Genomic DNA, 26,353 nt, shown 5'->3' with positions numbered 1-26,353 from the left:
ATATAAGTGCAGGGCGGCGCGAAGCCACAAGCCAGGCGCGCCCCCGGCACACAACTTTGGAGAAGCAACATGAAAGACATGCCTCAAGATTTGCGCAACCAGACGCTCGCGCTGGTGAATGCAAACCAGTCCGCCGCAGGCGCCCCGACGCAGGTGGGCTCCTTGATCAGCGCGTGGCTCGGATCGCTCGATGACGAAGACCTGGCCGGCACCGCGCCCGAGAGCCTGGCGCCGGTGCTGTGGGAAGGTTTCTCGCAGCTGGCCCAGCGCACCGGCCCTGGCTGCCAGATCGCGCAGATGAAGTATTCCGACGGACGTGGCGGCATGGCCACCGCACTGCTGATCCTGAACGACGACATGCCTTACCTGGTCGATTCCTTCGTCATGGCCCTGCGCAAGGAGCGCCAGACGGCGGCCGGCGTGATGAACGCCGTGCTGGCCGTGCGCCGCGACGCCAATGGCCTGGCCAGCGCGGTCGGCGAAGCCGGCGCGCCGCTGGAATCGATCGTGCTGATCCTCATGAGCGACGAACTCGAATTCGCCGAACTTGACGCGCTGACCGCGCGCATCCGCATGGTGGCCAACGACGCCGCCGTGGTGCACCGCGACGCCGTGAAAATGGCCGACCGCATGACGGCGGTTGCCGCAGCGGCGTCCCAGGCCGCCACGCCGGAAGGCCAGGAAGCCGCCGCCTTCCTCGAGTGGGCCAAGAACGAAGGCTTCGAGCCCTTCGGCTACGCCTACTACGCAGTCAAGGAAGGCGTGCGCGAACTCGAACGCGACATCCCAAGCCGCATCGGCGTGCTGGCCGACACCGCGCACCCGGTCTACGGCACCTGCCTGGCCAACATCCCGGGCGACTTCGAAACCCTGTCGCGCCGCGCCGATACCCTCTCGATCGTCAAGGCCGACGTCGAAGGCACCCTGCACCGCGACCAGCCGCTGGACTTCATCGGCGTGCGCAACACCGACGCCCAAGGCAAGATCCTGGGCGAGCACTGCTTCGTCGGCCTGCTGACCCGCGCCGCCACCACCACCCCGCTGGCGCGGCTGCCGTTCGCGCGCGGCCGCGTGGCCAAGGTGCTGTCGATCGCCGGCGTGCGCCAGGAAGGCTTCCGCGCCGAGAAGTTCGTCGAGATCCTCGAATCGCTGCCGCGCACCGAAGCGCTGGAAGCCGATCCGGAATGGCTGGCCCAGGTGTGCAGCTCGGTCGTGTCGATGTACAAGCAGCCGCGCCCGAAAGTCTTCGCGCGCCGCGACGTGTATGCGCGCCACCTGAACGTGCTGGTCTACCTGCCGCGCGAGCGCTACAGCGCCGCCGTGGCCGCCGCCCTGGCCCAGGCCCTGAAACAAAGCTCGGGCGCGGTCGACGTGCGCGTGCAGACCCTGGTGGCCGACGGCCCACTGGCCCGCGTCTACCTGATCGCCCACGCCGCGCGCTATCCGCTCGACCTGGAAACCGATATCCAGCAGCCGTTGCTGGCGGTGCTGGACGGCTGGCATGACCGCTTCGCGGCCCTGACCAATGGCGTGGAAGACCACGCCCAGCGCAGCGCCGTGCGCAAGCTCGGCGCCAATCTGCCGGTGTCGTTTGTTACCGCCACCGCGCCTGAAATCGCCTTCCGCGACCTGGTCGCCATGATGAAGAACGGCCAGCCCGACCGCGTCGCCGTGCGCGTCGAGCCGGGTAGCGGCGAAGGCAATGCCGCGCGCGACGCCTCGATCCGCCTGTACTCGGGCGAAAACGTGCCATCGCTGTCGCGCATCCTTCCGGCGCTGGCCAACGCCGGCATCGCGGTCGACCGCGAGCAGACCTGGTCCTTCACCACCGCCGACGGCGTGCGCCACAACGTCACCGCACTGGCGGTGGACGACGAGAGCGGCGACAAGCTGGTCAAGCCGGGCATCATCGAAGTGGCCGAAGAACTGTTCACGGCGCTGTTCAACAACGACGCCGAAGACGGCCGCATGAACGGCCTGACCATCGAAGGCGGCCTGTCGATGCGCGAAGTGCAGCTGGTGCGCGCCTACATCAGCTACTGGCGCCAGCTCGGCTCCAAGTTCTCGGTGCGCTACATGGCCGAGACCCTGCGCACCCAGCCTGCGCTGGTCAAGGAATTCGTCACTGCCTTCGTGCTGCGCTTCGACCCGGCACTGGGCGAGTCCGAGCACGCCGCCGGCACCGCCAAGCTGGCCGCGCTCAAGGCCGGCGTGTCGACCCTGAACCACGCCGACACCGAAGAAATCATGGCCGCGCTGGTGGACCTGGCCCTGGCCACGGTGCGCACCAATTATTTCCAGAACGACGGCGAAAAGATGATTTTCAAGGTCGACACCAGCAACCTGGCGCTGGCCCCGGAACCGCGTCCTTACCGCGAGATCTATGTGTTCTCGCGCCGCTTCGAGGGCGTGCACCTGCGTGGCGGCCCGGTCGCCCGCGGCGGCCTGCGCTGGTCGGACCGCATGGAAGACTACCGTACCGAAGTGCTCGGCCTGGTCAAGGCCCAGATGGTGAAGAACGCCGTCATCGTGCCGGCCGGCTCCAAGGGCGGCTTCGTGTGCAAGCAGATGCCGACCGGCGCCGCGCGTGAAGTGATCGCGGCCGAGGGTGAATCGGTGTACCGCCTGTTCATTGCCAGCCTGCTGGAAGTGACCGACAACCGCGTGCGCGGCGCCATCGTCCCGCCGGAGAACACCGTGCGCTACGACCAGGACGACCCGTACCTGGTGGTGGCTGCCGACAAGGGCACCGCGACCTTCTCCGACATCGCCAACAGCATCGCCGTCAAGCGCGGCTTCTGGCTGGGCGACGCGTTTGCCTCGGGCGGCTCGAACGGCTACGACCACAAGAAGATGGGCATCACCGCAAAGGGCGCGTTCGAAGCGGTCAAGCGCCACTTCTACGAACTGGGCCACGACATGGGCACCACCCCGGTGACCATGGTCGGCGTGGGCGACATGTCGGGCGACGTGTTCGGCAACGGCGTGCTGCTGTCGCGCCAGCTGAAGGTGCTGGCCGCGTTCGACCACCGCCACATCTTCCTCGACCCGGCGCCGGACGTCGAAACCTCGTTCAAGGAACGCCAGCGCATGTTCGTGCTGCCACGCTCGTCGTGGGAAGACTACGACAAGGGCCTGATCTCGCAGGGCGGCGGCGTGTTCCCGCGCAGCGCGCGCTCGATCGAGCTGTCGCCGGAAATCCGGGCGGCGCTCGACATCAAGGAAACCGCGCTGGCGCCTGAAGAACTGATGCACCGCATCCTGCTCGCGCCGGTCGACCTGTTCTACAACGGCGGCATTGGAACCTATATCAAGGCCTCGACCGAGACCCACGCCCAGGTGAAGGACCGCGCCAACGACCGCATCCGCGTCAACGGCAACGAACTGCGCTGCAAGGTGGTGGCCGAAGGCGGCAACCTGGGCGCTACCCAGGCCGGCCGTATCGAGTTTGCACTGGCTGGCGGCCGCATCTTCACCGATGCGATCGACAACTCGGCCGGCGTGGACTGCTCCGACCATGAAGTGAACATCAAGATCTGGCTCGACACCGAAGTCAACGCTGGCAAGCTGTCGGAAGAAGACCGCAACCGCGTGCTCAACGAGATGACCGGCGCGGTGGAAGACCTGGTCCTGCGCGACAACACGCAGCAGACCCACCTCCTGACCCGCGAAGCACAAGCCCAGGCCACCGCATCCATCGTGGAGGGCTATGCGGCCCTGATCACGAACCTGGAGTCGGACGGTTCGGTCTCGCGCGAACTGGAACAGCTGCCGAGCGACACCGAGCTGACCCGCCGCAAGGCACTGGGCATGGGCTTGACGGCGCCGGAACTGGCGGTGGTCATCGCCAACGTCAAGAACCGCTTCAAGCGCACGCTGTCGGTGCTCGACCTCACGGGCGAATCGTGGGCCGACTCGCTGCTGCGCCCCTACTTCCCGGCCCAGCTGGTGGCCACGCGCGACCCGCTGGACCATCCGCTGGCCAACACCATCCTGGCGACCGTGCTGGCCAACGAAGCGGTCAACCGCTGCGGTCCGCTGATGCTGCGCGACCTGGCGGCCGAGCACCGTGTCGACGAGACCGAAGTGGTCAAGGCCTGGGCCCGCGCCTGGTCGGCGCTGCACCTGGCGCCGGTGTTCGACGCGCTCGACGCCGACGCGCTGAAGGTGCCGCGTGACGTCTCGATGGCGGTCGATGCGCGCACCCGTGCGCTGCTGCGCGCCGTGATCGAAGGCGTGCTGTCGCTGCCAGCCGGTACCGACGGCATGGCCGAGCTGTCCACGCTGTTCGGCCAGGCCGACCAGCTGCGCAGCCTGAGCCCGGCCCGTTCGGAAGCCGACGGCCACAGCGGCCTGCCGGCACCGTTCACCGGCGCCTGGAAGGCGGTCGAGACCATCGAGTCGCTGGCCACCTTCCTGTTCGCGGCCGTGTCGGTGCAGCGTCCAAACGGCATGAGCCTGGCCCAGTTCCTGCAGGTCGGCATGGCCCTGCGCCAGCAGGCCGGCATCGACACGCTCGAGCGCGGCCTGAAACTGCCGGCCCAGAGCAAGTCGCAGGAACAGCTGCGCAACTACGCGATGCAGGCACTGCGCCGCACCCAGCAGCGCCTGCTGCTGCAGGTGATCGAGCGTGTCGGCAAGGGCGGCGACCCGCTGGCAGCCGTGAAGGAAGTCACCGAGGCGCGCGGCCTCACCGGCTTCGCACAGCCAGTGGAGCTCGAGCAGGCCATGCTGGATGTGTGGGCCCTGTCGGAAGGCTCGAGCCCAGACCGCCTGGCTGCCTGAGGCGATGAGCGCAGCCGATAACCCTGCGCTGCCGGAAGCGGTGCGCGCGCTGGCTGGAGGAGACTTCAGCCAGGTCGCGCAGCGCTTCACGGAGGCTGGCTTCGCCGTCGGCCTGCCGGCGAGCGGCGTCATCACGGTGAAGGCGGCGCTTGCCGACCCGGCGCGCGCCAGCGTGCTGGTGTCGGTGGGCGTACATGGCGACGAGACCGGGCCGATCGAAATGGTCGCCCTGGTCATCGAAGCCCTGTCGCGCACCCCGCAAGCACTGGCGGTGGACCTGATGCTGTGCGTCGGGAACATCGACGCGATCGCCCAGGGCAAGCGTTTCATCGATGCGGACCTGAACCGCATGTTCCGCGCCGAGCGTGGTTCGCTGGCCGGCACCTTCGAAGCGGCGCGCGCCGACCGCCTGATTGCCGCGACGGTGGATTTCTTTGCCGGGGCAGGGCCGCAGCGCTGGCACCTGGACCTGCATACGGCAATCCGCCCTTCGCACTACCCGATGTTCGCGATCGTGCCGGAGCTGATTGCTGACCAAGCGCGCAAGGCGCTGATCGACTGGCTGGGGCAGGCGGCGATCGGGGCGGTGATCATGAACCCGAAGTCGGTGGGCACCTATAGTTACTATTCAAGCGAGCACCATGGCGCTGCCGGTACCACGGTGGAGCTGGGAAGGGTCGGCACGCTGGGGCAGAACGATTTGTCGCAATTTGCCGATGCGTCGGAGGCGCTGGACCGGCTGCTGCGCGGGCAGCCCGGGCTTGCCGCCAGGGCGGCGCCGCACGTGTTTGCCACGGCGCGCCAGGTGATCAAGCTGTCGGATGCCTTCACCATGTCGGTGGGGCGCGAGACCTGGAACTTCACGCCGATGAAGAAGGGCGATGTCATCGCGACCGACGGCGATACGGTGTATACCGTGGAGCATGAGGAGGAGCTGGTGGTGTTTCCGAATCCGGATGTGCGGGTTGGTTTGCGTGCGGGGTTGATGGTGACGCGGGTCGCGTGATCACACGAAATTAGGCTCCCGCCTGCGCGGGAGCGACGGTCTTGGGGCCAACAATATCAGCACGTCATTCCCGCGCAGGCGGGAATCCAAGTTCCCCACCGACGTCGCCAGCACCAAAACCACCACTGCACTAGACTGAAGCCTTTCCCGAAAAGACGCGGAGGCCTCATGAGCAGCATGCTTTTCTCCCCAGTCACCCTGGGCCCCCTGCAACTCCCCAACCGCATCGCCATCGCGCCGATGTGCCAGTATTCAGCCGTCGATGGCCTGCCCACCGACTGGCACATGATCCACCTCGGCGGCCTGGCCCTGTCCGGCGCCGGCCTGCTGATCCTCGAAGCGACCGCCGTCACGCCTGAAGGCCGCATTTCTCCCGACGACCTGGGCCTCTGGTCCGACGCGCACACGGACGCGCTGGCCCCGCTCATCCGGGCCATCCGCCGCCATTCCCCCATCAAGATCGCGATCCAGCTGGCCCACGCGGGCCGCAAGGCCTCGAGCGAGGTGCCGTGGGAAGGGGGCGCCAATATTCCCCCAGGCCAGCCGCGGGGCTGGCAAACGGTCGCCCCGTCCGCGGTACCGCATGCCGACGGCGAAACCGTGCCGCTGGCGCTGGACGACGCGGGCCTGGCGCGCGTAAAAGATGGCTTCGTGGCCGCAGCCCGGCGCGCCCACGCGCTGGGACTGGACGGCATCGAGCTGCACGGCGCCCACGGCTACCTGCTGCACCAGTTCCTGTCGCCGCTGTCGAACCGCCGCAGCGATGCCTACGGCGGCGCGCTGGAGAACCGCATGCGCTTCCCGCTGGAAGTCTTCGACGCGGTGCGCGCCGCGGTGCCACGGGAGATGGCGGTGGGCATGCGCATTTCGGCGACCGACTGGGTGGAGGGCGGCTGGGAGATCGAGCAGAGCGTGCGCTTCGCCCAGGAGCTGAAAGCGCGTGGCTGCGACTTCATGCATGTCTCCACCGGCGGCGTCTCGCCGCGGCAAGAGATTCCCCTGGGGCCGGGCTACCAGGTCGAGTTCGCGCAGCGCATCAAGGCGGAAACGGGCCTGGCCACCATCGGGGTGGGCTTGATCACGGAAGCGCAGCAGGCCGAAGACATCCTGCAGCAGGGCCAGGCCGACGTCATTGGCCTGGCGCGCGCCATGCTCTACGACCCGCGCTGGCCGTGGCATGCGGCGGCGACCCTGGGCGACCAGGTGTTCGCGCCGCCCCAGTACTGGCGCTCGCAGCCGCGCGAGCACAAGGCGCTGTTCGGCAGCACCCGCCTGGGCCAGCGCTGACGTTCGCGGCCCACGGCCGCAGCTCAGCATGCGATTCTTGCATCCTGTCGCAGGCGCCGGGCGGCAGGGGAGGGGGCTTGCTAGAGTCATGCCAAGTCAACAACCCCCATCAAGGACACCTGCCATGCGTACCCTCATCGCCCTCGCCGCCATTGCCGCCCTGAGCGGCTGCGCCATCATCGTCTCGCCCAACGATGACGACGTGCGCATGCGCACAGTGTTCAGCGACAGCGCCGTGGACGGCGACGGCATTCCGGCGCGCGACCAGCGCCAGGTGGGAACGCTCGGCCGGCTGGAAGTGAGCGGCGCGATGCAGGTCGAGGTGCGGGTCGGCCCCGCGCCCTCGCTGCTGGTGGAAGCCGACGGCAACCTGCTGCCCTTCATCCGCACCGAGCAACGCGGCGACACGCTGTACATCGCCAGCGAGCGCCAGCTGCGCAGCAAGGCGCCGGTGCGCATCGTCTACACCACGCCGCGCCTGAGCGACGTGCGGGCCTCGGGCTCGGGCCAGGTCACGGTCAGCAACCTCGATGGCGCGCCGCTGGACGTGCGCAAGAGCGGTTCGGGGCAGGTGCGGCTGGCCGGGAAGGTCGACAGCCTGAACGCCAGGGTGAGCGGCTCGGGCATCCTCGATGCGGGTGCGCTGCGCAGCGCCAGCGCGGACCTCAGCCTGTCGGGCTCGGGCCGCATGAACGTGGGAGAGATTCGCGGCGACTATGCGCGCGTCAGCGTGGATGGCTCGGGCGTGCTGCAGGCGGGCGGCGTGGTGCGCTCGCTGAACGCCCGCGTGGCCGGTTCCGGCAGCGTGGACCTGGCCAGCCTGTCGACCCAGGATGCCGACCTGGCCACGAATGGGTCGGGCGGCATCCGCGCCACCGTCAGGCAATCCCTGGTTGCCCACGGCGGCGGCTCGGGCGGGATCCGGGTGTACGGGCAGCCGGGCCAGCGCAACATCACCGGCAAGGGCGTGCACCTGCTGGATTGACGCCTGTCGCGATCGGCTTACAGCAGGTTATCCAGCAGGTCAGGGCCAAACACCTCGCGGTGCAGGCGGCCCGCCGGCGCGCCGGCTGCCAGCAGGGCGCTCCATTGCGCCTGCATGAACGGCAGCGGGCCGCACATATAGACATCGGTTTCGGTGCGTGGCCACGACGGCAGGCGCGCCAGGTCCATCTTGCCGGGCAGGGCGCCGGCCGCGTCGCCTTCTTCATGGAAGCTCACCACGTGCAGGTGCGGCATGCGCGCTCTTGCGGCGGCGACATCGACCTGGTGCGCGTGGTGGGCTGCGTTGCGGGCGGCGTGCGCGAAGATCACGCGGCGCTCCGGGTTCACCATCGCGATGCGGTTCAGCGCCGCGATCATCGGGGTGATGCCCACGCCGGCCGACAGCAGCACCACCGGCTCGTTCGATTCGGTATCGGGGAGGAAGTCGCCGAACGGGTGGGTCAGGTGCAAGATGTCGCCCACGCTCACGTTGTTGTGCAGCCAGGTCGAGACTTCGCCGGCCGGGTGGGCGCCGCCTTCCTCGCGCTTGACCGAGATCCGCAGCATGTCCTTGCCCGGCGCGTCCGACAAGCTGTACTGGCGCAGCTGGCGCCGGCCGTCCTTGAAGTCCACCGCCACGCTGACATACTGGCCGGCCTGGAACGGCGGCACAACGCCGCCGTCCAGTGGCGCCATGCGGATCGAGATCACGTTGTCGCTCTCGCGCGCCACTTCCGTCACCCGCATCGGGCGGGTCTGGCCCGGCGCCACGCCGGCTTGCGCGTACATCTTTTCTTCCGCTTCGATCAGCAGGCGCGCCAGCGAGGTATAGGCTTCTTCCCATGCGGCCAGCAGCGGTTCGGTAGCGGCTTCGCCCAGCACCGTCTTGATCGCTCCCAGCAGGTGGTGGCCGACGATCGGGTAGTGGTCGGCGCGGATGCCCACCGAGGCGTGCTTGTGCACGATGCGGCTCACCACGGGCCCGAGCGCGCCGGCATTGCCGATGTTGGCGGCGTACGCGAACACGGCCGACGCCAGCGACTGCTGCTGCGCGCCATTGGCCTGGTTGCCCATGTTGAACAGCTTGGTCAGCTCCGGATGGGCGGCGAACATGCTGGCGTAGAAGGTGGTCGTGATGGCAACGCCGTGTTCGCGCAGGACGGGAACGGAGGCATCGATGTAGGGACGGGAAGCGCTCGAGATCATGGTGGTTTCCTGATTGATGTATTGAGTATGAATGTTTAGGGCCAAAAAAATGGTCCAGACGGGATGGGGAAATCCGTGCGGACGCGCCCATTCTATCAAACATGCTCAAAGAATGCATCTTTAAGAAAACTATTTTGTTTGAGAAAACACAACTACCCTATAATCGCTCCTTTTGATTGCTGGCGGCCCCATGCCGCCGCTGAAGTCGCCTAACCAAAGGACATGCCGTGAATCTGACCCTGGGCCAAAAGCTGATCCGCACGAAAACAGCTGAGCATCCTCACGAGGATGGGGACAGCGCCGGCGGCGGGCTGCAACGGTCGCTCGGCCTGTTCCCGCTGACCATGATCGGCGTCGGCGCCACCATCGGCACCGGCATCTTCTTCACGATGGTCGAGGCGGTGCCAAAGGCCGGCCCGGCCGTGATCCTGTCCTTCCTGCTGGCCGCCGTCACCGCCGGCCTGACCGCGCTGTGCTACGCCGAACTGGCGGGCCGGGTGCCGGCCGCTGGGTCCTCGTATTCCTTCGCTTACGCGACCGTCGGCGAGTTCGCCGCCTTCATCGTGGCGGCCTGCCTGCTGCTCGAATACGGCCTGGCGGGAAGCGCGGTGGCGATCGGCTGGTCGGACTACCTGAATAACTTCCTGCAGAACGCCTTCGGCTGGGAGATCCCGGCCCACCTGCGCTCGCCGATGTTCGTATCGGACCACCACAACGTCCATTTCACGCCCGGTAACTTCAACCTGCCGCCGGTGCTCCTGATCGCCATGTGCTGCATCCTGCTGGTGCGCGGCACCAAGGAATCGGCCACCACCAACGCCGTCATGGTACTGGTCAAGCTGGCGATCCTGATCTTCTTCTGCGTGATCGCCTTTACCGGTTTCGACACCGCCAACTTCACGCCCTTCTTCAACCCCGACCGCGAGAGCGGCTACGTCGGCATGGCCGGCGTGACCGCCGCCGCCGGCACCGTGTTCTTCTCCTTTATTGGCCTGGACACCATCGCCACCGCCGGCGAAGAAGTGAACAACCCGCGCCGCAACGTGCCGATCGGGATCCTGTCGGCGCTGGCGATCGTGACCGTGTTCTACCTGCTGGTGGCGCTGGCTGCGATGGGCGCCCAGCCTTCGCACATGTTCGCGGGCCAGGAAGCCGGCCTGTCGGTGATCCTGCAGAACGTGACCGGCCAGGCCTGGCCGGCGCTGGTGCTGTCCGCGGGCGCCGTGGTCTCGGTGTTCTCGGTGACCCTGGTGACGATCTACGGCCAGACCCGCATCCTGTATGCGATCAGCCGCGATGGCCTGATCCCGAAGGTGTTCCAGAAGGTGAACAAGCGCACCCTGGCGCCCACCAACAATACCCTGATCGTGTGCGCCGTGGTGGCCGCGGTGGCCGGCCTGGTCGACGCGACCTTCTTGTGGGACATGGTGAGCATGGGAACGCTGACCGCCTTCATCGTGGTGTCGGTGGCGGTGCCCGTGATCCGCGCAAAGCAGGGCCGCGGCGAGCCGGGCGCCTTCCGCGTGCCCTTCGGCCCCTACCTGATCCCGGGCCTGTCGATCTTCGCCTGCCTGTACATCATGAAGGATTTGTCGGCGACCACCTTCCGCGTCTTCTTCATCTGGATGGCGGCGGCCGTGGCAACCTACTTCCTGTACAGCATGCGCCACAGCCGCCTGAACAAGGCTTCGTAAGTTGGAGAATTTCGAGCGCCGGCGCGACCGCTTCGCGCTGTTCGACGCCATGGACAGCGCGGCGGTCAACATCTGCTTCCCGCTCGCGCTGCCGGATTTCCGGCCGTGGTGCAAGGCGCAGGGCCTGGCGCCCTTCCACGTGCTGCTGTGCGCCGTGCTGCGTGCGGTCCTGAAGCTCGAGAACTTCCGCTACCGCCTGCTGGACGGCGAAGTCATCCGCATCGACCGCCTGATTCCATCCTTCACCGTGGTCAACCAGCACAATGACCTGAATTTCGCCCAGTTCGACTGGTCGGACGACCTGCACGAATTCGTCGCGCGCGGCATCGCGGCGCGCGAGCAGGCGAGCAGCATGGTGGCGCTGAACATGGAGTACGCGGCCCGCACGCCGCGCGAAGCGAGGGAACAGGTGTTCGTCACCTGCATCCCCTGGCTGGCCTTCACGTCGATCCAGCACCCGAGCTTCTCGCTGGCAGAGCCGGACATTCCGTCCTTCGCCTGGGGCAAGTTCAGGGAAAGCGCCAACGGCCGCCTCGAGCTGCCGTTCTCGGTGCAGGCCCACCACGGTTTCGTGGACGGCTTCCACATCCACCAGCTGGCGCAGCAGGTCGCGGCCGAGCTGGACGCAATGATGGCCTAGGCCTCGAGCATCGTCTTCAGGCGCACCAGCGCCTCGCCCCAGGCCTTGCGGTTTCTTTGTAATGACGCACGTGTGCCGGATTCGGGGAGCGCTGTGCTGGAAAAATCGCCAGCCTCACCAAGGTCATTCCCGCGCAGGCGGGAATCCAATCTTGCGTGCACGCCCGCACCGCTTGAAGGTTTAGGATCGCATCGAACTTGGGGGGAATAATGCCAGTGGCGTTATTCCCGCCTGCACGGGACGTCGTAGGCGCCAGTGGCGCGAACGACGTATCGCACTTTACCGAACCAGCGGCCGGACGAATTCGAGGAGGCTCACCAGGGTCTTGCCCGGCTCCTCCCACGGAATCATGTGCGCCGAGCGCTCGAACCACACCACGCGCTTGTACGGCGCGTCCACCTGCTCCATCCAGGCCACGGTCGGCGCCGCGGGCGTCGTGTAGTCGTGCCGGCCCACGAACATCACGACCGGGATCGGGAAGCGCTTCACAGCGGCGAAGGACACCTGGAGGAACTCCGGCAGTACCCGGCCCAGGGTCAGCACGCTGCCCTTGTCGATGTCCTTTACCTGGCCTGGGGTGTACTCGGGCGAGAGCAGCGGGCCGCGGAAGAAGTAGCCTGAATCGCTGCGGAAGGCCGACAGGCCGCCGTAGTGCTGCGGCCACTTGCGCGCGACGATGATGCGCTCGCGCGTGATCGGCTGGTCGCCGGGGTAGGGCGCGATCGTGCCCATTTCCTTCAGCGCTTCCGTGTTGTTCTCGCGTGTCGCGCGCGCCATGGCGTAGTCGAAGCTGATGCGCTCGTTCTCGCGCACGTCCAGCACCTGGCCGACGCCCACGTAGGCATGGAACAGGTCCGGGCGCTTGAGCGCGGCGCGCATGCCGATGATGGTGCCCCAGCTGTGGCCCATCAGGACCAGCTTGCGCTGGCCGTAGCGCGCCTTCAGGTGCTCGGCCACTTCGATGGCGTCGTCCACGTAGCGCTCGATGCGGATGGTCCCGGCCACCTTGTCCGGATCGGTCTCGCCGTAGCTCTTGCCCGCCCCGCGCTGGTCCCAGTTCGCCACCGTGAAGTATTCCTCGATCGGGCGCTGGAACTGCCACATGGTCGGCGTCACGGGCGAGGCCGGGCCGCCGTGCACGAACAGGATCATGGGATTGGCGCGGTCCTGGCCGCGCACACTGAGCCACTGATCGACGCCGCCGATGCGGGTCTTGTAGCTGTCCTGCACGCCCGTTGGCGCGGTGATGCGGCCCAGGTCCTCGACAATGGCGCGCGCCTTGGCGTACGGGTCAGGGAGTTCCTGCGCCGCGGCGCCGGAGCATGCCAGCACGAGCAGTGCGCCGCAGATCAGCCAGAGTTTTTTCATGCTTGTCTTCCCAGGGAGTGCGTTGATGGAGGAAGCATAGCGCCATGGCGCGATGCGTGCGCATGGGGCGCGACGAACTGCGCGATCGGTGGGGCGGGCGGGGTGGCGGGCGAAACAAGGAACGCAGTTGAGCATCCGCCAAAAACAAAAAGCCACGCAACATCGCAGTTGCGTGGCTTTTCACACGGCGCCTTGCAGCGCCACGCAACGAACGCTTATTGCACGTTCATTTCCTTCAGCAGGTTGTCGGCCTTGTCCACATGCTTCATGTTCCACAGCATGTAGCGGCTGTCGACCTGGATCGAGCGGGTCATGGCCTTGTTGAAGTCCCAGTCCGAGATGATCGAATCCAGGGTGCCGTCGAAGGCCAGGCCGATCAGTTCGCCCTTGGCGTTCAGTGCGGCCGAACCCGAGTTGCCGCCCGTGATGTCCAGCGTGGCCAGGTAGTTGACCGGCACGGTTTTCAGCTTCGGATCGACGTACTTGCCGAAGTCCTTGGCCTGGATCGCTGCCAGCTGCGCGGCTGGGGCGTTGAACTCGCCTTCGCCGGTGTGCTTGGCGACCACGCCCTTGGTGCTGGTGAAGGCGGTCCAGGAACCGGTGCCGTCGGCGCCGACGTCGCGGCCGGCGATCTTGCCGAAGGTAACGCGCAGGGTGCCGTTGGCGTCAGGGTAGACCGCTTGGCCTTTGCTGTTCATGTAGGCGATCTTGGCCTTCATGTAGTTGCCGTAGGCTTGCTGGATCTTGCCTGCCAGTTCTTCGTCCTTGGCTTCTTCCTTCATCGACGCGTCGTACATCGCGACCGCGGCCTTGATGAAGCTGTCGTTCGAGGCCTGGAACTCGGCCGGCGACTTCTTCAGCCAGGTGATGCGCTCGTCCTTGTTGGCCAGCTTGGAACCGGCGTAGATGCGGTCCAGGGCGGCCTTCAGTTCGGCTTCGCCCATGCCGGCGCGGATGCCGAGGGCAGCATCGAAAGCGGCGTCGTGCTCGGCGGCCGGCTGGGCGCTGTACTTGGTCAGGAAGTTCAGCACCAGCGCCTTGTCGACTTTTTCGTCGTAGGTGCGGTCCTGGCCGGTCACGACCGAGTTCCAGCGTGCCAGGTCGCGTTCCTGGAAGCCCGACTTGCGCTCGGCGTCCGGCTTGGTGCGTTCGTTGGCCAGGCGGTACAGCGAACGTGCCGACGACAGGAATTTCGGCTGCGCGTAGGCCAGGTAGAAGCCCTTCTTGGCGCCGGCGTCGCGTTCCGCGATCAGTTTTTCGGCCGTCTCGATGTCGGCGCCGAACTGGGCCTTGCGGGCCGGGGTCGCGTTAACCCAGGCTTTCAGGGCCGCGTGTTCGGCGGTCTTGCGCTGCAGGAAGTCGCTGCCCGCGTAGGACGTCAGCATGCCCTTGCGGTTCTTGTAGTAGTTGTTGACGCTGGCGATCTGGCCGGCGTACTTGAGCTTGGCGGCCGGGTCGGTCTTGGTCTCGCGCTCGATGATGGCCAGGGTTTCACCCGATGCTGCCACGAAGGCAGGGTAGTTCCAGTCGAAGGTCGACGACACTTCGGACGGCAGGCGGTGGCGGTTGGTGCGGCCGGGGTAGCCCAGCACCATGATGAAGTCGCCTTCCTTCGAGCCTTCCTTGGCGATCTTCAGCACGTGTTTCGGCTGGTAAGGCACGTTGTCCTTCGAGAACTCGGCGGCCTTGCCGTCCTTGCTCACATAGGCGCGGTAGAAGCCGTAGTCGCCGGTGTGGCGTGGCCACATCCAGTTGTCGGTGTCGCCGCCGAACTTGCCCACGCCGGCCGGTGGCGCGTGCACCAGGCGCACGTCGCGGATTTCGAGCTGTTTCAGGCGGTAGAACTCCAGGCCGCCGTAGTAGCTGGCCACGGTGCAGCGGTAGCCGGCGTCCTTTTCGCATTCGGCCACCAGTTTCTTCTGGTTCTTTTCGATGGCGTCGATGCGGGCCTTGCCGTTCAGCTTGGCGACTTCAGGGGTGATGATCTGGTCGGAAACGTTCGCCACTTCCTCGGTGACGTAGACGCGGCTGCCTGGCGCGGCCGGCAGTTCTTCGCCCAGGGTCTTGGCCAGGAAGCCGTTGGCGAGCAGGTCGCGTTCCGGGGTCGAGTTGACCGCGATGCTGTTGTACACGCAGTGGTGGTTGGTCACCACCAGGCCCTGCGGGGAGACGAACGAGGCCGAGCAACCGCCCAGGCTCACGATCGCGCCCATCGGGAATTCGGTCAGCTTGGTCAGGGCGGCCGGGTCCAGCTTGAGGCCGGCGGCTTTGAGTTGCTTGGCTACTTGTGGCAGCTGCTGCGGCATCCACATGCCTTCATCCGCGTGTGCGGCGAAGCTGGTGAGGATGGCCAGCGAGAGGAGAGTCTTTTTCATTCGCGTCGTCAGTCTTTTAGGAAGGGGATCACTCTTGGGGCTCCGCGGAGCATCCAAGAGTATCGGCAATACCTATCCCTACCGTCAACCGTTATTTCGACCGTATTTACAGCTGGGCCTTGACCAGCGATGCCACGCCGGTGGTCACGCGCTGCCACCAGGGGCGTTCGCGGAAGGCTTCCTTGGTGACTTCCTTGGCCAGGCGCCAGTCGGCCTCGAAGATGGCTTCCTGCTGGCGCGCGAATTCCGGATGCAGCACGTTCAGGTTGGCTTCGTCGTTGATGCTGAAGGAGCGGTTGTCGAAATTGGTCGACCCGACCGACACCAGCAGCGTGTCGACGATCAGCGCTTTCACGTGGTACATGGTGGGCTGGTACTCGGCCAGCTTGACGCCGGCGGCCAGCAACTGCGGCCAGCGTTCGCGCGAGGCCGCTTTCACCAGGTCGGAATCGATGTATTTGCCCGGCATGATGATGCGCACCCGCACGCCGCGCTTGGCCGCCTCCATCAGGGTGCGGATGGTCAGGTCGTCGGGCACGAAGTAGGCGGCCGACAGGTCGATCGTCTTGCGCGCCGAGGTGATGGCCATCAGGTACATCAGGTGCATCGATTCGCTGCCGCCGGTAGGCGAGCTGGAAAACACCTGGGCCGGCATGTCGCCCACCGGCGGCAGGGCCGGGAAATAATCGGGGCCATCGAGCACGGTGCCGGTGGCCTTGAGCCAGTTGTCGTTGAACACGGCCTGCATTTGCCCGACCGCCGGACCTTCGATGCGGAAATGGGTGTCGCGCCAGTGTTTCTCGTCCTGGGCCTTGCCGCGCCACTGGTCGGCAATGCCGACGCCGCCGGTAAAGCCCACCTTGCCGTCGATCACGAGCAGCTTGCGGTGGGTGCGGTTGTTCAGGCGCGCCAGTTTCCACCACACCGGCTTGTGGTAGCGCTGCACCAGCACGCCGGCTTTCTTGAGCGCGTCGATCTGGGCCAGGTCCATCTTCATGCTGCCCATGAAATCGAGCATCAGGTGCACCCTGACGCCGGCACGGGCGCGCTCGGCCAGGGCATCGGAAAATTCCTGTCCGATCGTCTCGGACCAATAGATGTAGGTTTCGAAGGTGATTGTCTTTTCAGCCGCGCGGATCGCTTCCAGCATCGACGGGAAGATCTCGTCGCCATTGAGCAGCACCTCGACCTTGTTGCCTTCGAGGATGGGTGGCCCGAGCAGCACGCCGAGCGAGCGGCGGAACTGGGGGTCGTTGGAATCGTAATGCCGGGTGAGGCGGGTCTCGATCTGCTTCTCGCCCGGCATGAAATTGAGCACGAGAATGCCTGCCACCAGGGTCAGGGCACTCGTTACCAGGATTATCCAGAACAATTTTGGGCTCATATGCTTATCAAGGCGAAAAAAAAACCAACGCACAAGGCGTTGGTTTTTCAGTAAATACTATCCACTGTGCCGATTAACGAACGCGGCCGCGACGCAGCAGGTTCACGATGGCCAGCAGGATGACGGCGCCCAGGAACGAGACCAGCAGCGACGAAACGCTGAAGTCGTCCGAGTTGATGGTGCCGGAACCGAACAGTGGAGACAGGAGCCAGCCGCCCAGGAAGGCGCCGATGATACCGACAACTACGTTCAGAATCATGCCCTGCTCTGCATCGGTTTTCATGACCATGCTGGCGAGCCAGCCCAGAATGCCACCGACAACGATCCAAATGATGAATAACATGGTGTACCTCCGTCAAAGTAAGAAAACATACCCCCAGGCCGATGAATTGCCGTGGCCATGTAGAAAAGTCTAAAGACCGCTCCCCTTCAAGTCGGTGCGGCAACGAACGTTAGACGGCGAATCTCATTTCCCGTTCTTTCAAACCGGTCGTTCTCGCGAAAAGATCGGGTAGGTGCGTCAGCGAACAGAAGAGGTGAGGCGCGGGGAATACTGTTTCATAACTTGCAACGACATACCTGTTTGCACGACCTCGCACCTGAACCTTTGAAAGGATTCGCCATGAGCAACTTCGATTCGAATAACAACCAGAATACCCGTATGGTGACCGGCCTGTTCCCTGACCGTGCCAGCGCCGAACGCGCTTACAGCTCGATCTCGACCCGCGGCTACACCAAGGACGACGTCAACCTGATGATGTCGGACGACGCACGCAAGACCCACTTCAACGACACCGATACCGACCTGGGCAGCAAAGCCGCCGAAGGTGCTGGCATCGGCGCCGGCATCGGCGGCACCATCGGCGCCGTGCTGGCGGGTATCGCCGCCGTCGGCACCACCCTCGTGCTGCCGGGCCTCGGCCTGGTCGTCGCTGGCCCACTGGCCGCGGCACTGGCCGGCGCCGGCGCCGGCGGCCTCACCGGCGGCCTGATCGGCGCGCTGATCGGCGCAGGCATTCCTGAAGACCGTGCTGCGCACTACGAAGAAGGCATCAAGCAGGGCGGCATCGTGATGGGCGTGAACGCCCGTTCGGACGAAGATGCACGCCACATCGAACAATCGTTTACCGACAACGGCGGTAGCCACGTGATCGGCGCCGGCATCGGCGCGGTCGGCGGCGCCATCGTCGGCGCAGGCATCGGTTCGGTGGCCGGCCCGATCGGCACCGTGGCGGGCGCCGCCATCGGCGCCGTGACCGGCGGCATGGCCGGCAAGGGCGTGGGCGAAGTGGTCAACCCGAAGGCCGGTGACGACCTGTCGGAACACTACCTGGCCAAGGGCACCGGCGCCGGTACCGGCGCGGCAGTCGGCGCCATGGCAGGCGCTGCCGCCGGCCCGATCGGCATGGCGGCTGGCGCGATCGTCGGCGGCCTGGCGGGCGGCGCAGCCGGCAAGGGTGCTGGCGAAGTCGTGAACCCGAAAGCAAGCGACGACCTGAATGACCACCACCTGGCGCAAGGCGTCGGCGGCGCCGGCGGCGCAGCGGTTGGCGCGGCGGTCGGCTCGGTGGCCGGCCCGATCGGCACCGCTGCGGGCGCCATCATCGGCGGCCTGGCAGGCGGCGCGGCCGGCCAAGGGACGGGCGAAGTCGTCAACCCGAAAGCGGGCGACGAACTCAATGACCACCACCTGGGCACCGGCGTCGGCGCAGCCGGCGGCGCGGCAGTCGGCGGCACCGTGATCGGCGCAGCCCTGGGCGGCCCGATCGGTGCGGTGGCTGGCGCCGGCATCGGCGCGGCCATCGGCGGCATGGCGGGCAAGGGCGTGGCCAAGATGGTCAACCCGGCCGAGGAAGACGCCCACTGGCGCACCCAGTACCAGACCCAGCCGTACTACACCCCTGGCTATACCTACGACGACTATGCACCGGCCTATGCGCTGGGCTACAACTCGGCCGGCCGCTATCCAGGCGGCTACGACATGCACGAAAACGAGCTGTCGAGCGAGTGGGACCGTACCAAGGGTGCTTCGCGCCTGAGCTGGGACCAGGCCAAGCACGCTTCGCGCGCCGCATGGCACAAGGTCGAACGCGCCATCCCTGGTGACCTGGACCGCGACGGCCGTTAATCCTCCCCCGCGCCGCCCCGCCGGGGCGGTGTACGGATGAAAAAAAGCCTCGCTGCCTTATGGCAGCGAGGCTTTTTCTATGGGAATGCCGATTACTGCTTGACGGCTTCCACCTGGATGGCCAGCTTCACTTCCGGCGCGAAGCGCGGCAGGGCGATGTTCACGCCGAAGTCGCCGCGGTTGAACACGGCGCTGGCGTCGGCGCCGCACACTTCGCGCTTGAGCTGGGCGTTCTCGACGCACTTGAACTTGTTGATGGTCAGGGTCAGCGGCTTGGTCACGCCGCGCAGGGTGAATTCGCCGTCGGCCGAGGTCGGTACATCGCCGGTGAACTTGATCGATTTTGCCTTGAAGGTGGCGGTCGGGAACTGGACGGCGTCGAGGATGTCGGCTTTCTTCGCGTGTGCGTTCATGCCGTCGTGGCCGAAGTCCACGCTGCTGGTATCGATGGTGATGTCGATGCTGCCGGTTTTCGCCGCGCGGTCCAGGGTCACGCTGCCTTCGGATTTCTTGAACTTGCCGCGCCAGACCGAGATGCCGTGGTCGGCTTCGAAGCTTGGGTAGGTGTGGTTCGGGTCGATCTTGTAGGTATCGGCAGCGAAGGCGACGCCGGCGCTCAGGGCGGCGATGGCCGCGATCATGTGTTTGATTTTCATCTGAATCTATCCTTGTTGACGTACGTGGTGATTACTGGCCCGCGGTGACGCGGAACTTGATGACAACTTCATCGGCGACCATGCTGGTGTCCTTCCACTCGCCTTCGCCGATATTGAAGGCCAGGCGCCTGATCGGCAGCTGGCCCTCGAATACCTGTTTCCCGCCTTCGGTTTTGGTCGTGAGGGGGAAGCTCACGTTGGCGCTGCGGCCCTTGATGCTCAGCTTGCCGCTGACGGTCAATTTGCCCGCGCCAGCCGGCACGATGCTCGAGGACACGAAGCTCGCTTTCGGGAACTGGGCCGCATTGAACCAGTCCTTGTTGGTCGCTTCCTTGTTCATGTCCGCGTCGCCCAGGTCGAAGCTGGCGGTCATGATGTCGACGCTGGCTTTCGACGCGGCCGGCTTGGCGGCGTCGTAGTCGATCTGCGCACTGAACTGCTTGAACTTCGCTTCGACCGGCACGCCCATCTGCTTGAACACAGCCGTGACGCTGCTCCTGGCGGGGTCGGCTTTCAGCGGGGCGGCGCCGGCGATGGCGCTGGCGAGCAGGGAGGCGAGCAGCAGGCCTGTGAATGGTTTCATCATCGTTCCTTACGGGTGGAAAAAGGCAGCATGCGTCCCATCACGCCGTCGCGGTCGACCAGCAGGTGCTTGAACGCGGCCGCCACGTGCAGGCCGACGAGGGCGGCCAGCAGCATGGTGAGCCAGTAGTGGACATCTTTCAGCACGGCCTTGAGCGCCGGGTCGGGCGCAATCAGCACCGGCAGCTCGGCGATACCGAACCATACCACCGGGATGCCCGAGGCCAGGCTGTAGAAATAGCCGGACAGCGGCACCGCGAACATCAGCGCATAGAGCAGCCAGTGCAGGCCATGTGAGGCGCCGCGCTGCCAGGCCGGCATGGGATCGGCATACGCGGGCGGCCGGCGCAGCAGGCGCCACAGCAGGCGCAGCGCGGCCAACGCCAGCACGGTCACGCCGGCCCACTTGTGCCAGGAGTAGTACTTGAGCTTGGTAGGCGTCAGGCCCGGGATGTCGGTCATCACGAGGCCGAGCGTGAAGGTGCCGACGATCAGCAAGGCGATCAGCCAGTGCAGGACGATGGCTGGAAGCGTGTAGCGATGCATAGTATTTTGGAAAGTTGTACGCATTAGGACTAACTATACCAGTGTTTACGGAAGCCCACTGCGGGTGCTTATTTCCGCTGGGTACACTAGCACGGTTCGGAAAAACTGCACAGCTGCCGCGTTCGGAATGTAAAATCCATCGCACTAGACATTTATTACAGATTGCTGGCGGCAATATAAGAGCCAGGGAGCACACCATGTCCGCCACCCGACGCCTGCCGTTCCACCCCACCCCGAGCCGCCTCGCCGTGGCCTGCCTGGCAGCCATGCTGGCGCTTCCCGCCACCGCCGCGTCCGAAGACCAGCTGGCTGCCGGCTCCGACGATTTCGCCGACCTGTCGATCGAAGAGCTGGCCAATATCCAGGTCACGTCGGTGTCGAAGAAGCCCGAGCGCCTGCTCGATGCGCCGGCCTCGGTGTTCGTGATTACCGCCGACGATATCCGCCGCGCCGGCGCGCGCAGCCTGCCGGAAGCGCTGCGCCTGGCGCCGAACCTGCACGTGGCGCAAGGTTCGAGCTACGGCTATGCCATCAGCGCGCGCGGCCTCAATGGCAGCAATAACAGCGCTCCCAATAAGCTGCTGGTGATGATCGACGGCCGCTCGGTGTATGCGCCGCTGTTCTCGGGCGTGTTCTGGGATATGCAGGACCTGATGCTGGAAGACGTCGAACGCATCGAAGTCATCAGCGGCCCGGGCGGCACCATGTGGGGCGTCAATGCCGTCAATGGCGTCATCAACATCACGACCCGCCCGGCCGGCGCGACCCAGGGCAGCCTGGCGGTGCTGCGCGCCGGCAGCGATGGCGGCGACGCCGCCTTCCGCCAGGGCGGGCGCAGCGGCGAGGCCAGCTGGCGCGTGCACGGCAAGCTGCTGCGCCATGCGCGCAGCGACACCGCCGCCGGCCTGCGTATCGAGGACGACTGGCGCCAGGCCCAGCTGGGCATGCGCGCCGACTGGGAACGCGGCGCGGACAGCTTCAGCGTCAACGGCAACGTGTTTCGCGGCACGCTCGGGCAGCCGGAGCCGGGCGCGATCTCGGTCACCGGCACCGCGCTGCGCCTGGGCGACATCGACACCGAAGGCGCCAACCTGAGCGCGCGCTGGGAACGCGCCCTGGACGACGGCGGGCGCCTCTCGGTGCAGGCCTACCTCGACCACACGCGGCGCGCGGTGCCGCCGACGTTTACCGAGTCGCTCCAGATTGCCGACCTTCAGCTCGAGCACACCCTGCCGGCCTGGGGCCGCCACAGCCTGATGTGGGGAGCCAACCTGCGCCACAGCTGGGACGAGGTGGACAACAGCGAAGTGATCGCCTTCCTGCCGGCGAGCGAAGAGCAGACCTGGGCCAGCCTGTACGCGCAGGACGAGATCGCCCTGCGCCCCGACCTGAGCCTGACGCTGGGCGCCCGGGTCGAGCGCAACGACTATACCGGCAACGAATTCCTGCCCACCGCGCGCCTGTCGTGGCGCCTGGCGCCGCGCCACGCGCTCTGGGCCGCGCTGTCGCGCACCGTGCGCGGGCCCACCCGGCTCGACGTCGACGCCTTCATCCCGGGCCGCCCGCCTTACCTGCTGCGCGGCGGGCCGCAGGTGCGCTCGGAAGTGGCGCGCGTGGCCGAACTGGGCTACCGCGGCCAGCCGTTTGCCGGGCTGTCCTATTCGGCGACGATGTTCCACAACCAGTACGACCACCTGCGCACCCAGGAAATCGATCCGACCCAGACCTTCCTCACCTTCGGCAGCCTGATGGAAGGGGAAGCCACCGGCATCGAGATGTGGGGCAGCTACCAGGCGTCAAGCGCGTGGCGCCTGTCGGCCGGCTTCACGGCGCTGCATCAGCGGCTGCGCCTGAAACCGGGCAGCAACGACGCCGCCGGCCCCGGCTCGACCGGCAAGGACCCGGAACACACGCTGCAGCTGCGTTCCCACTACGCTTTTGACGACCGGCGCGAGCTGGAAGTGGCGCTGCGCAAGGTGGCGGCGCTGGAGAATCCGGCGGTGCCGGGCTACTGGGCGCTGGACGCGCGCTTCGGCTGGCGCCTGGCGCGCAATCTGGAGCTGTCGGTGGTGGGACAGAACCTGAACGGCAGCCATGGCGAATACGGGCCGCGCGAGACGCGGGCCGAGATCGGCCGCCGGGTGGGAGTGAAGCTGGTGTGGACTAACTGACGATGCAATGCCGGGCGGGCGGCCATGCCACCCGCCCGGCAACGACATCAAATGGCTTTGGCCAGCTGCGCGGCGATGCCGGTGTAGTTCGCCGGCGTCATCGCCAGCAGCAGGTCCTTGGCTTCCTGCGGCACCGCCAGCTTGCCGATGAACTCCTGCAGCGCCTCTTTCGTGATGCCCTTGCCGCGGGTGAGTTCCTTGAGCTGCTCGTACGGGTTCTCGATGCCATAGCGGCGCATCACGGTCTGCACCGGCTCGGCCAGCACTTCCCAGCTCGCATCCAGGTCCGCTTCCAGGCGGGCAGCATTGACTTCCAGCTTGTTCAGGCCGCGCAGGCAGCTGTCGTAGGCCAGCAGGGTGTAGCCGAAGCCGACGCCGATATTGCGCAGCACGGTCGAATCGGTGAGGTCGCGCTGCATGCGCGAGACCGGCAGCTTCTCGGCCATGTGGCGCAGCACCGCATTGGCCAGGCCCAGGTTGCCTTCGGAGTTCTCGAAGTCGATCGGGTTGACCTTGTGCGGCATGGTCGACGAACCGATTTCGCCGGCGCGCAGCTTCTGCTTGAAGTAGCCCAGCGAGACGTAGGTCCAGATGTCGCGGTTCAGGTCGAGCAGGATGGTGTTGGCGCGGGCGAAGGCGTCGAACATCTCGGCCATGTAGTCGTGCGGCTCGATCTGGATGGTGTACGGGTTGAACACCAGGCCCAGGCGCTGCTCGATCACTTCTTTCGAGAAGGCCGGCCAGTCGAAGCCCGGGTAGGCCGACAAGTGCGCATTGTAGTTGCCGACCGCGCCGTTCATCTTGCCGAGGATCTCGACGCCGGCGATGCGTTCGATGGCGCGCTGCAGGCGCGCGACCACGTTGGCAAACTCCTTGCCCAGCGTCGTCGGGCTGGCGGTCTGGCCGTGGGTGCGCGAGAGCATCGGCAGGTCCGCGTTGGTGTGGGCGATCTCGGTGAGTTTGGCGATGATCGATTGCAGCATCGGCAGCATCACACCGTCGCGCGCGGCTTTGAGCATCATGCCGTGCGAGGTATTGTTGATGTCTTCCGAGGTGCAGCCGAAGTGGATGAACTCACTCGCCGCTACCAGTTCCGGCACGTCCTTCACCTGCTCCTTGAGCCAGTACTCCACCGCCTTGACGTCGTGGTTGGTGACCGCCTCGATCTCCTTGATGCGCGCCGCCTGTGCGTCGCCGAAGCTGGCGGCCATGCCTTCCAGGTGGGCGTTGGCCTCGCTGGAGAACGGCTTGATCTCCGGGAAACCGGCCTGCGACAGCGCCTGCAGCCACGCGATCTCGACCTTCACGCGGTGGTGCATGAAGCCCGCTTCCGACAGGATCGGGCGCAGCTTGTCGGTTTTCGACGCATAGCGGCCGTCCAGCGGGGACAGGGCCGACAGGGTAGGGGAGGGGACGGTAGAGGTCATGGCGGGCGGTCCGTGCAAAAACGTCGATTTTACCATCGGGCCGATTGTGCCGCCGCCGCCCGCCCCGCACCGGCGGCAGGCAAAACGGCGATGCTATACTGGCATCCAATCTTCTTACCCGGGCACTTATGAAACTCATCGGTTCAGTCACCAGTCCCTATGTACGCAAAGTCCGCGTCGTGATGGCGGAGAAAAAGCTCGATTTCACTCTGGTGCTGGAAAACGTCTGGGCCCCGGAGACCACCATCCAGGCGGTCAACCCGCTCGGCAAGATCCCCTGCCTGGTCATGGAAGACGGCTCCACGCTCTACGATTCGCGCGTCATCGTCGAATATCTCGACACCCTCACGCCGGTGTGCAAGCTGCTGCCGACCATCAAGCGCGAGCGCACCGAAGTGAAGGTGTGGGAAGCGCTGGCCGACGGCGTGATCGATGCCGCCATCACGGTCTTCCTGGAGCGCCGCGAACGCCCGCCGGAGCAGCAGAGCGCCAAATGGATCGAACGCCAGATGGGCAAGGTGCATGCGGGCCTGCGCGTGATGTCCGACAAGCTGGGCGAGTCGCCGCACTGCATGGGCGTGCACTACACGCTGGCCGACGTCGCCGTCGGCTGCACCCTGGGCTGGCTGGCGCTGCGCTTCCCCGAGATCGACTGGCGCGGCGAGTATCCGAACCTGGCGCGCCTGTTCGACAAACTGTCCGAGCGCGCGTCCTTCCGCGACACCGTGCCGTTCGCCGCATGAGCGCACTCCTCGCCACGGTCGTCTTCGGCGAAGCGCTGGTCGACGACTTCAGCACCGAGCAGGTGGTTGGCGGCGCGCCCTTCAACGTGGCGCGCCATCTGGCGGCCTTCATGGCCCCGCAGCTGATGATCACCCGGATCGGCAACGACCAGCCGGGCATGGCGGTGCGCGCCGAGTTCGAGCGCTTCGCGATGAGCGAAGCCGGGCTGCAGGTCGATGCCATCGAAGACACCGGCCGCGTGCTGGTCGAGCGCGGCGCGCGCGGCCACCGCTTCACGATCCTGCCCAACCAGGCCTATGATTTCATCGACCGCGCCCAGGCGCTCGGCGCGCTGGCATCTGTCGAGCCGGGCATCCTGTACTTCGGCACCCTGGCCCAGCGCAGCGAGCGCTCGCGCACCACGCTGGCCGCGCTGCTCGGCGCCACGGCGGTCCCGCGCTACCTCGACCTGAACCTGCGCGAAGGCCAGTACGACGAACGCTGCGTCACGCGCTCGCTGCAGGCGGCCTCCATCGCCAAGGTCAACGAGGAAGAACTGCAGGCGATGTTCCAGTGGTACTTCCAGATCGCGCCGGACGAGCGCGCGCTGGCGGCCGACGAAGTGCGCGCCTCGTGCCAGGCGCTGCTCCAGATGTTCTCGCTCGATGGCCTCATCGTCACGCTGGGCCACCGCGGCTCGGTCTACTTCAGCGCCGACGGCGGCGTGCTGCTCAACCGCGACAATCCGGCGCCGCCGTTTGTCATCGACACGGTGGGGGCGGGGGATGCGTTCTCGGCGATTTTCCTGCTGGGCAGGATGCGGGGGTGGGAGCTGGAGCTTAGCTTGGCGCGGGCCAACGAGTTCGCGGGGGCGATCTGCGCGATCCCGGGGGCGGTGCCGCGGGATTTGGGGTTTTATGATGGGTGGGTGAGGAAGTGGCGCTAGTGGCCTGAGCTAGAGGCTGTTCACGCAAGATTGGGTTCCCGCCTTCGCGGGAACGACGTGCTTAGTATGTTGGCCTAAAAACCGTCATCCCCGCGCAGGCGCACTGCTGTCCGGAATAATTCTGTTGACCTCTTCATCAGAATAGGCACCCCTGATTTTTGGCGTGCGTCTGCCATTCTCGTCGCCTTCGGACAGCAGCGGCTTCCGCGTCAGGACGTTGGAAAAGGGTGGCGCTGATCAGGCAGAGAAAGTCCCACAGCGAGTTGGTGGCTTGCCTTGAATGGTGCAGCAGAGCCACGAGCAAGTAAGTGATCAGGGCAGTCAGGATCTGGATTCTGACTGCATTTTCCGAGCGGCCCAGGAACGACTTGATCTTCAAATGCTGTTTGATCCACTTAAAGAACAGTTCGATGCCCCAGCGTTCCTTATAGCGCTGGGCGATTTC

At 66.1% G+C, this 26,353-nt stretch carries 19 protein-coding genes and 1 pseudogene; 10 read left to right on the top strand and 10 right to left on the bottom strand.

Annotation, left to right across the window (positions count from 1 at the left end; all coding sequences use genetic code 11):
* Window positions 1-69: 69 nt before the first annotated feature.
* The 4 genes from BM031_RS19245 (at window position 70) to BM031_RS19230 (ending at window position 8,063) form a co-directional block, all read left to right on the top strand.
* Window positions 70-4,785 carry an NAD-glutamate dehydrogenase domain-containing protein gene (locus BM031_RS19245; RefSeq protein WP_091876174.1) on the top strand — a complete coding sequence of 1,572 codons (4,716 nt, stop codon included), beginning with the start codon at window positions 70-72 and terminating at the stop codon, window positions 4,783-4,785.
* A gap of 4 nt (window positions 4,786-4,789) precedes the next feature.
* Window positions 4,790-5,791, top strand: a complete 1,002-nt coding sequence (locus BM031_RS19240; protein WP_091876173.1) for a succinylglutamate desuccinylase — start codon at window positions 4,790-4,792, stop codon at window positions 5,789-5,791.
* A gap of 168 nt (window positions 5,792-5,959) precedes the next feature.
* Entirely contained in the window at window positions 5,960-7,078 is a 1,119-nt protein-coding gene (locus tag BM031_RS19235) for an NADH:flavin oxidoreductase/NADH oxidase (protein ID WP_091876172.1), read from the top strand.
* Window positions 7,079-7,202: 124 nt separating this feature from the next.
* Window positions 7,203-8,063, top strand: coding sequence for a GIN domain-containing protein (locus tag BM031_RS19230; protein WP_091876171.1), 861 nt, complete (start codon window positions 7,203-7,205; stop codon window positions 8,061-8,063).
* A gap of 17 nt (window positions 8,064-8,080) precedes the next feature.
* Here BM031_RS19230 and BM031_RS19225 read toward each other — a convergent pair whose 3' ends face one another.
* A complete protein-coding gene (locus BM031_RS19225) occupies window positions 8,081-9,268 on the bottom strand; it encodes a globin domain-containing protein (RefSeq protein WP_091876170.1) in 1,188 nt (395 codons plus the stop codon).
* A gap of 227 nt (window positions 9,269-9,495) precedes the next feature.
* On the opposite strand from BM031_RS19225, the gene BM031_RS19220 reads away from it, so the two are divergent.
* Together BM031_RS19220 and BM031_RS19215 are read left to right on the top strand one after the other, a co-directional pair.
* Window positions 9,496-10,962, top strand: a complete 1,467-nt coding sequence (locus BM031_RS19220; protein ID WP_091876169.1) for an APC family permease — start codon at window positions 9,496-9,498, stop codon at window positions 10,960-10,962.
* 1 nt (window position 10,963) lies between these two features.
* Window positions 10,964-11,602: a CatA-like O-acetyltransferase gene (locus BM031_RS19215; protein WP_091876168.1), complete on the top strand. Its 639-nt coding sequence runs from the start codon at window positions 10,964-10,966 to the stop codon at window positions 11,600-11,602.
* A gap of 279 nt (window positions 11,603-11,881) precedes the next feature.
* On the opposite strand, the gene BM031_RS19210 is transcribed toward BM031_RS19215, so the two are convergent.
* The 4 genes from BM031_RS19210 to BM031_RS19195 all read right to left on the bottom strand — a co-directional run bounded on the left by BM031_RS19210 (window position 11,882) and on the right by BM031_RS19195 (window position 17,072).
* A complete protein-coding gene (locus BM031_RS19210) occupies window positions 11,882-12,970 on the bottom strand; it encodes an alpha/beta fold hydrolase (RefSeq protein ID WP_091876167.1) in 1,089 nt (362 codons plus the stop codon).
* Window positions 12,971-13,185: 215 nt separating this feature from the next.
* A complete protein-coding gene (locus BM031_RS19205) occupies window positions 13,186-15,345 on the bottom strand; it encodes a S46 family peptidase (protein ID WP_091876166.1) in 2,160 nt (719 codons plus the stop codon).
* A gap of 106 nt (window positions 15,346-15,451) precedes the next feature.
* Window positions 15,452-16,729 (bottom strand): cardiolipin synthase, encoded by a 1,278-nt coding sequence (gene cls / locus BM031_RS19200; protein WP_177207822.1) that lies wholly within the window; start codon window positions 16,727-16,729, stop codon window positions 15,452-15,454.
* A 73-nt stretch (window positions 16,730-16,802) separates the two neighbouring features.
* Window positions 16,803-17,072: a GlsB/YeaQ/YmgE family stress response membrane protein gene (locus BM031_RS19195; RefSeq protein ID WP_091876165.1), complete on the bottom strand. Its 270-nt coding sequence runs from the start codon at window positions 17,070-17,072 to the stop codon at window positions 16,803-16,805.
* Between the two features lie 279 nt (window positions 17,073-17,351).
* Between BM031_RS19195 and BM031_RS26080 the strand changes: the two genes are divergently transcribed.
* Complete coding sequence (locus tag BM031_RS26080; RefSeq protein WP_091876164.1) at window positions 17,352-18,857, top strand: hypothetical protein; 1,506 nt, start codon at window positions 17,352-17,354, stop codon at window positions 18,855-18,857.
* A 92-nt stretch (window positions 18,858-18,949) separates the two neighbouring features.
* Here the strand turns inward: BM031_RS26080 and BM031_RS19185 are convergent, their stop codons facing one another.
* Genes BM031_RS19185 through BM031_RS19175 form a run of 3 tightly spaced genes read right to left on the bottom strand, consistent with a single transcriptional unit; the run spans window position 18,950 to window position 20,641 of the window.
* Entirely contained in the window at window positions 18,950-19,513 is a 564-nt protein-coding gene (locus BM031_RS19185) for a YceI family protein (RefSeq protein WP_091876163.1), read from the bottom strand.
* 31 nt (window positions 19,514-19,544) lie between these two features.
* Window positions 19,545-20,096 (bottom strand): YceI family protein, encoded by a 552-nt coding sequence (locus BM031_RS19180; protein WP_091876162.1) that lies wholly within the window; start codon window positions 20,094-20,096, stop codon window positions 19,545-19,547.
* Window positions 20,096-20,641 carry a cytochrome b gene (locus BM031_RS19175; protein WP_091876161.1) on the bottom strand — a complete coding sequence of 182 codons (546 nt, stop codon included), beginning with the start codon at window positions 20,639-20,641 and terminating at the stop codon, window positions 20,096-20,098. The genes BM031_RS19180 and BM031_RS19175 overlap by 1 nt, the downstream gene beginning before the upstream one ends.
* Window positions 20,642-20,838: 197 nt before the next feature.
* Between BM031_RS19175 and BM031_RS19170 the strand changes: the two genes are divergently transcribed.
* Window positions 20,839-22,812 carry a TOL_0244 family TonB-dependent receptor gene (locus BM031_RS19170; protein WP_091876160.1) on the top strand — a complete coding sequence of 658 codons (1,974 nt, stop codon included), beginning with the start codon at window positions 20,839-20,841 and terminating at the stop codon, window positions 22,810-22,812.
* Window positions 22,813-22,859: 47 nt separating this feature from the next.
* On the opposite strand, the gene purB is transcribed toward BM031_RS19170, so the two are convergent.
* The gene (purB, locus tag BM031_RS19165) at window positions 22,860-24,239 is read right to left on the bottom strand and encodes an adenylosuccinate lyase (RefSeq protein WP_091876159.1); all 1,380 of its coding nucleotides are present in this window, start codon (window positions 24,237-24,239) and stop codon (window positions 22,860-22,862) included.
* 128 nt (window positions 24,240-24,367) lie between these two features.
* Between purB and BM031_RS19160 the strand changes: the two genes are divergently transcribed.
* Both BM031_RS19160 and BM031_RS19155 read left to right on the top strand, forming a co-directional pair.
* Window positions 24,368-24,982: a glutathione S-transferase family protein gene (locus tag BM031_RS19160; RefSeq protein WP_091876158.1), complete on the top strand. Its 615-nt coding sequence runs from the start codon at window positions 24,368-24,370 to the stop codon at window positions 24,980-24,982.
* Entirely contained in the window at window positions 24,979-25,908 is a 930-nt protein-coding gene (locus tag BM031_RS19155) for a PfkB family carbohydrate kinase (RefSeq protein ID WP_091876157.1), read from the top strand. The genes BM031_RS19160 and BM031_RS19155 overlap by 4 nt, the downstream gene beginning before the upstream one ends.
* A gap of 291 nt (window positions 25,909-26,199) precedes the next feature.
* Here BM031_RS19155 and BM031_RS26075 read toward each other — a convergent pair.
* Window positions 26,200-26,353, bottom strand: a pseudogene (locus BM031_RS26075) (transposase); the annotation flags it as partial.

The organism is Massilia yuzhufengensis, from assembly GCF_900112225.1.
Classification (GTDB): Bacteria; Pseudomonadota; Gammaproteobacteria; order Burkholderiales; family Burkholderiaceae_D; genus Telluria; species Telluria yuzhufengensis.
This window is presented reverse-complemented; position numbering and strand designations above follow the sequence as displayed.

Bases quoted from the DNA above. Each gene is read 5' to 3' on its own strand.
- BM031_RS19180 (WP_091876162.1), bottom strand. From the start codon at position 20,096: ATGAAACCATTCACAGGCCTGCTGCTCGCCTCCCTGCTCGCCAGCGCC.
- BM031_RS19225 (WP_091876170.1), bottom strand. From the start codon at position 9,268: ATGATCTCGAGCGCTTCCCGTCCCTACATCGATGCCTCCGTTCCCGTC.
- BM031_RS19170 (WP_091876160.1), top strand. From the start codon at position 20,839: ATGTCCGCCACCCGACGCCTGCCGTTCCACCCCACCCCGAGCCGCCTC.
- BM031_RS19230 (WP_091876171.1), top strand. From the start codon at position 7,203: ATGCGTACCCTCATCGCCCTCGCCGCCATTGCCGCCCTGAGCGGCTGC.
- BM031_RS19195 (WP_091876165.1), bottom strand. From the start codon at position 17,072: ATGTTATTCATCATTTGGATCGTTGTCGGTGGCATTCTGGGCTGGCTC.
- BM031_RS19185 (WP_091876163.1), bottom strand. From the start codon at position 19,513: ATGAAAATCAAACACATGATCGCGGCCATCGCCGCCCTGAGCGCCGGC.
- BM031_RS19235 (WP_091876172.1), top strand. From the start codon at position 5,960: ATGAGCAGCATGCTTTTCTCCCCAGTCACCCTGGGCCCCCTGCAACTC.
- BM031_RS26080 (WP_091876164.1), top strand. From the start codon at position 17,352: ATGAGCAACTTCGATTCGAATAACAACCAGAATACCCGTATGGTGACC.
- BM031_RS19175 (WP_091876161.1), bottom strand. From the start codon at position 20,641: ATGCATCGCTACACGCTTCCAGCCATCGTCCTGCACTGGCTGATCGCC.
- BM031_RS19245 (WP_091876174.1), top strand. From the start codon at position 70: ATGAAAGACATGCCTCAAGATTTGCGCAACCAGACGCTCGCGCTGGTG.
- BM031_RS19160 (WP_091876158.1), top strand. From the start codon at position 24,368: ATGAAACTCATCGGTTCAGTCACCAGTCCCTATGTACGCAAAGTCCGC.
- BM031_RS19240 (WP_091876173.1), top strand. From the start codon at position 4,790: ATGAGCGCAGCCGATAACCCTGCGCTGCCGGAAGCGGTGCGCGCGCTG.
- BM031_RS19210 (WP_091876167.1), bottom strand. From the start codon at position 12,970: ATGAAAAAACTCTGGCTGATCTGCGGCGCACTGCTCGTGCTGGCATGC.
- BM031_RS19155 (WP_091876157.1), top strand. From the start codon at position 24,979: ATGAGCGCACTCCTCGCCACGGTCGTCTTCGGCGAAGCGCTGGTCGAC.
- cls (WP_177207822.1), bottom strand. From the start codon at position 16,729: ATGAGCCCAAAATTGTTCTGGATAATCCTGGTAACGAGTGCCCTGACC.
- purB (WP_091876159.1), bottom strand. From the start codon at position 24,239: ATGACCTCTACCGTCCCCTCCCCTACCCTGTCGGCCCTGTCCCCGCTG.
- BM031_RS19205 (WP_091876166.1), bottom strand. From the start codon at position 15,345: ATGAAAAAGACTCTCCTCTCGCTGGCCATCCTCACCAGCTTCGCCGCA.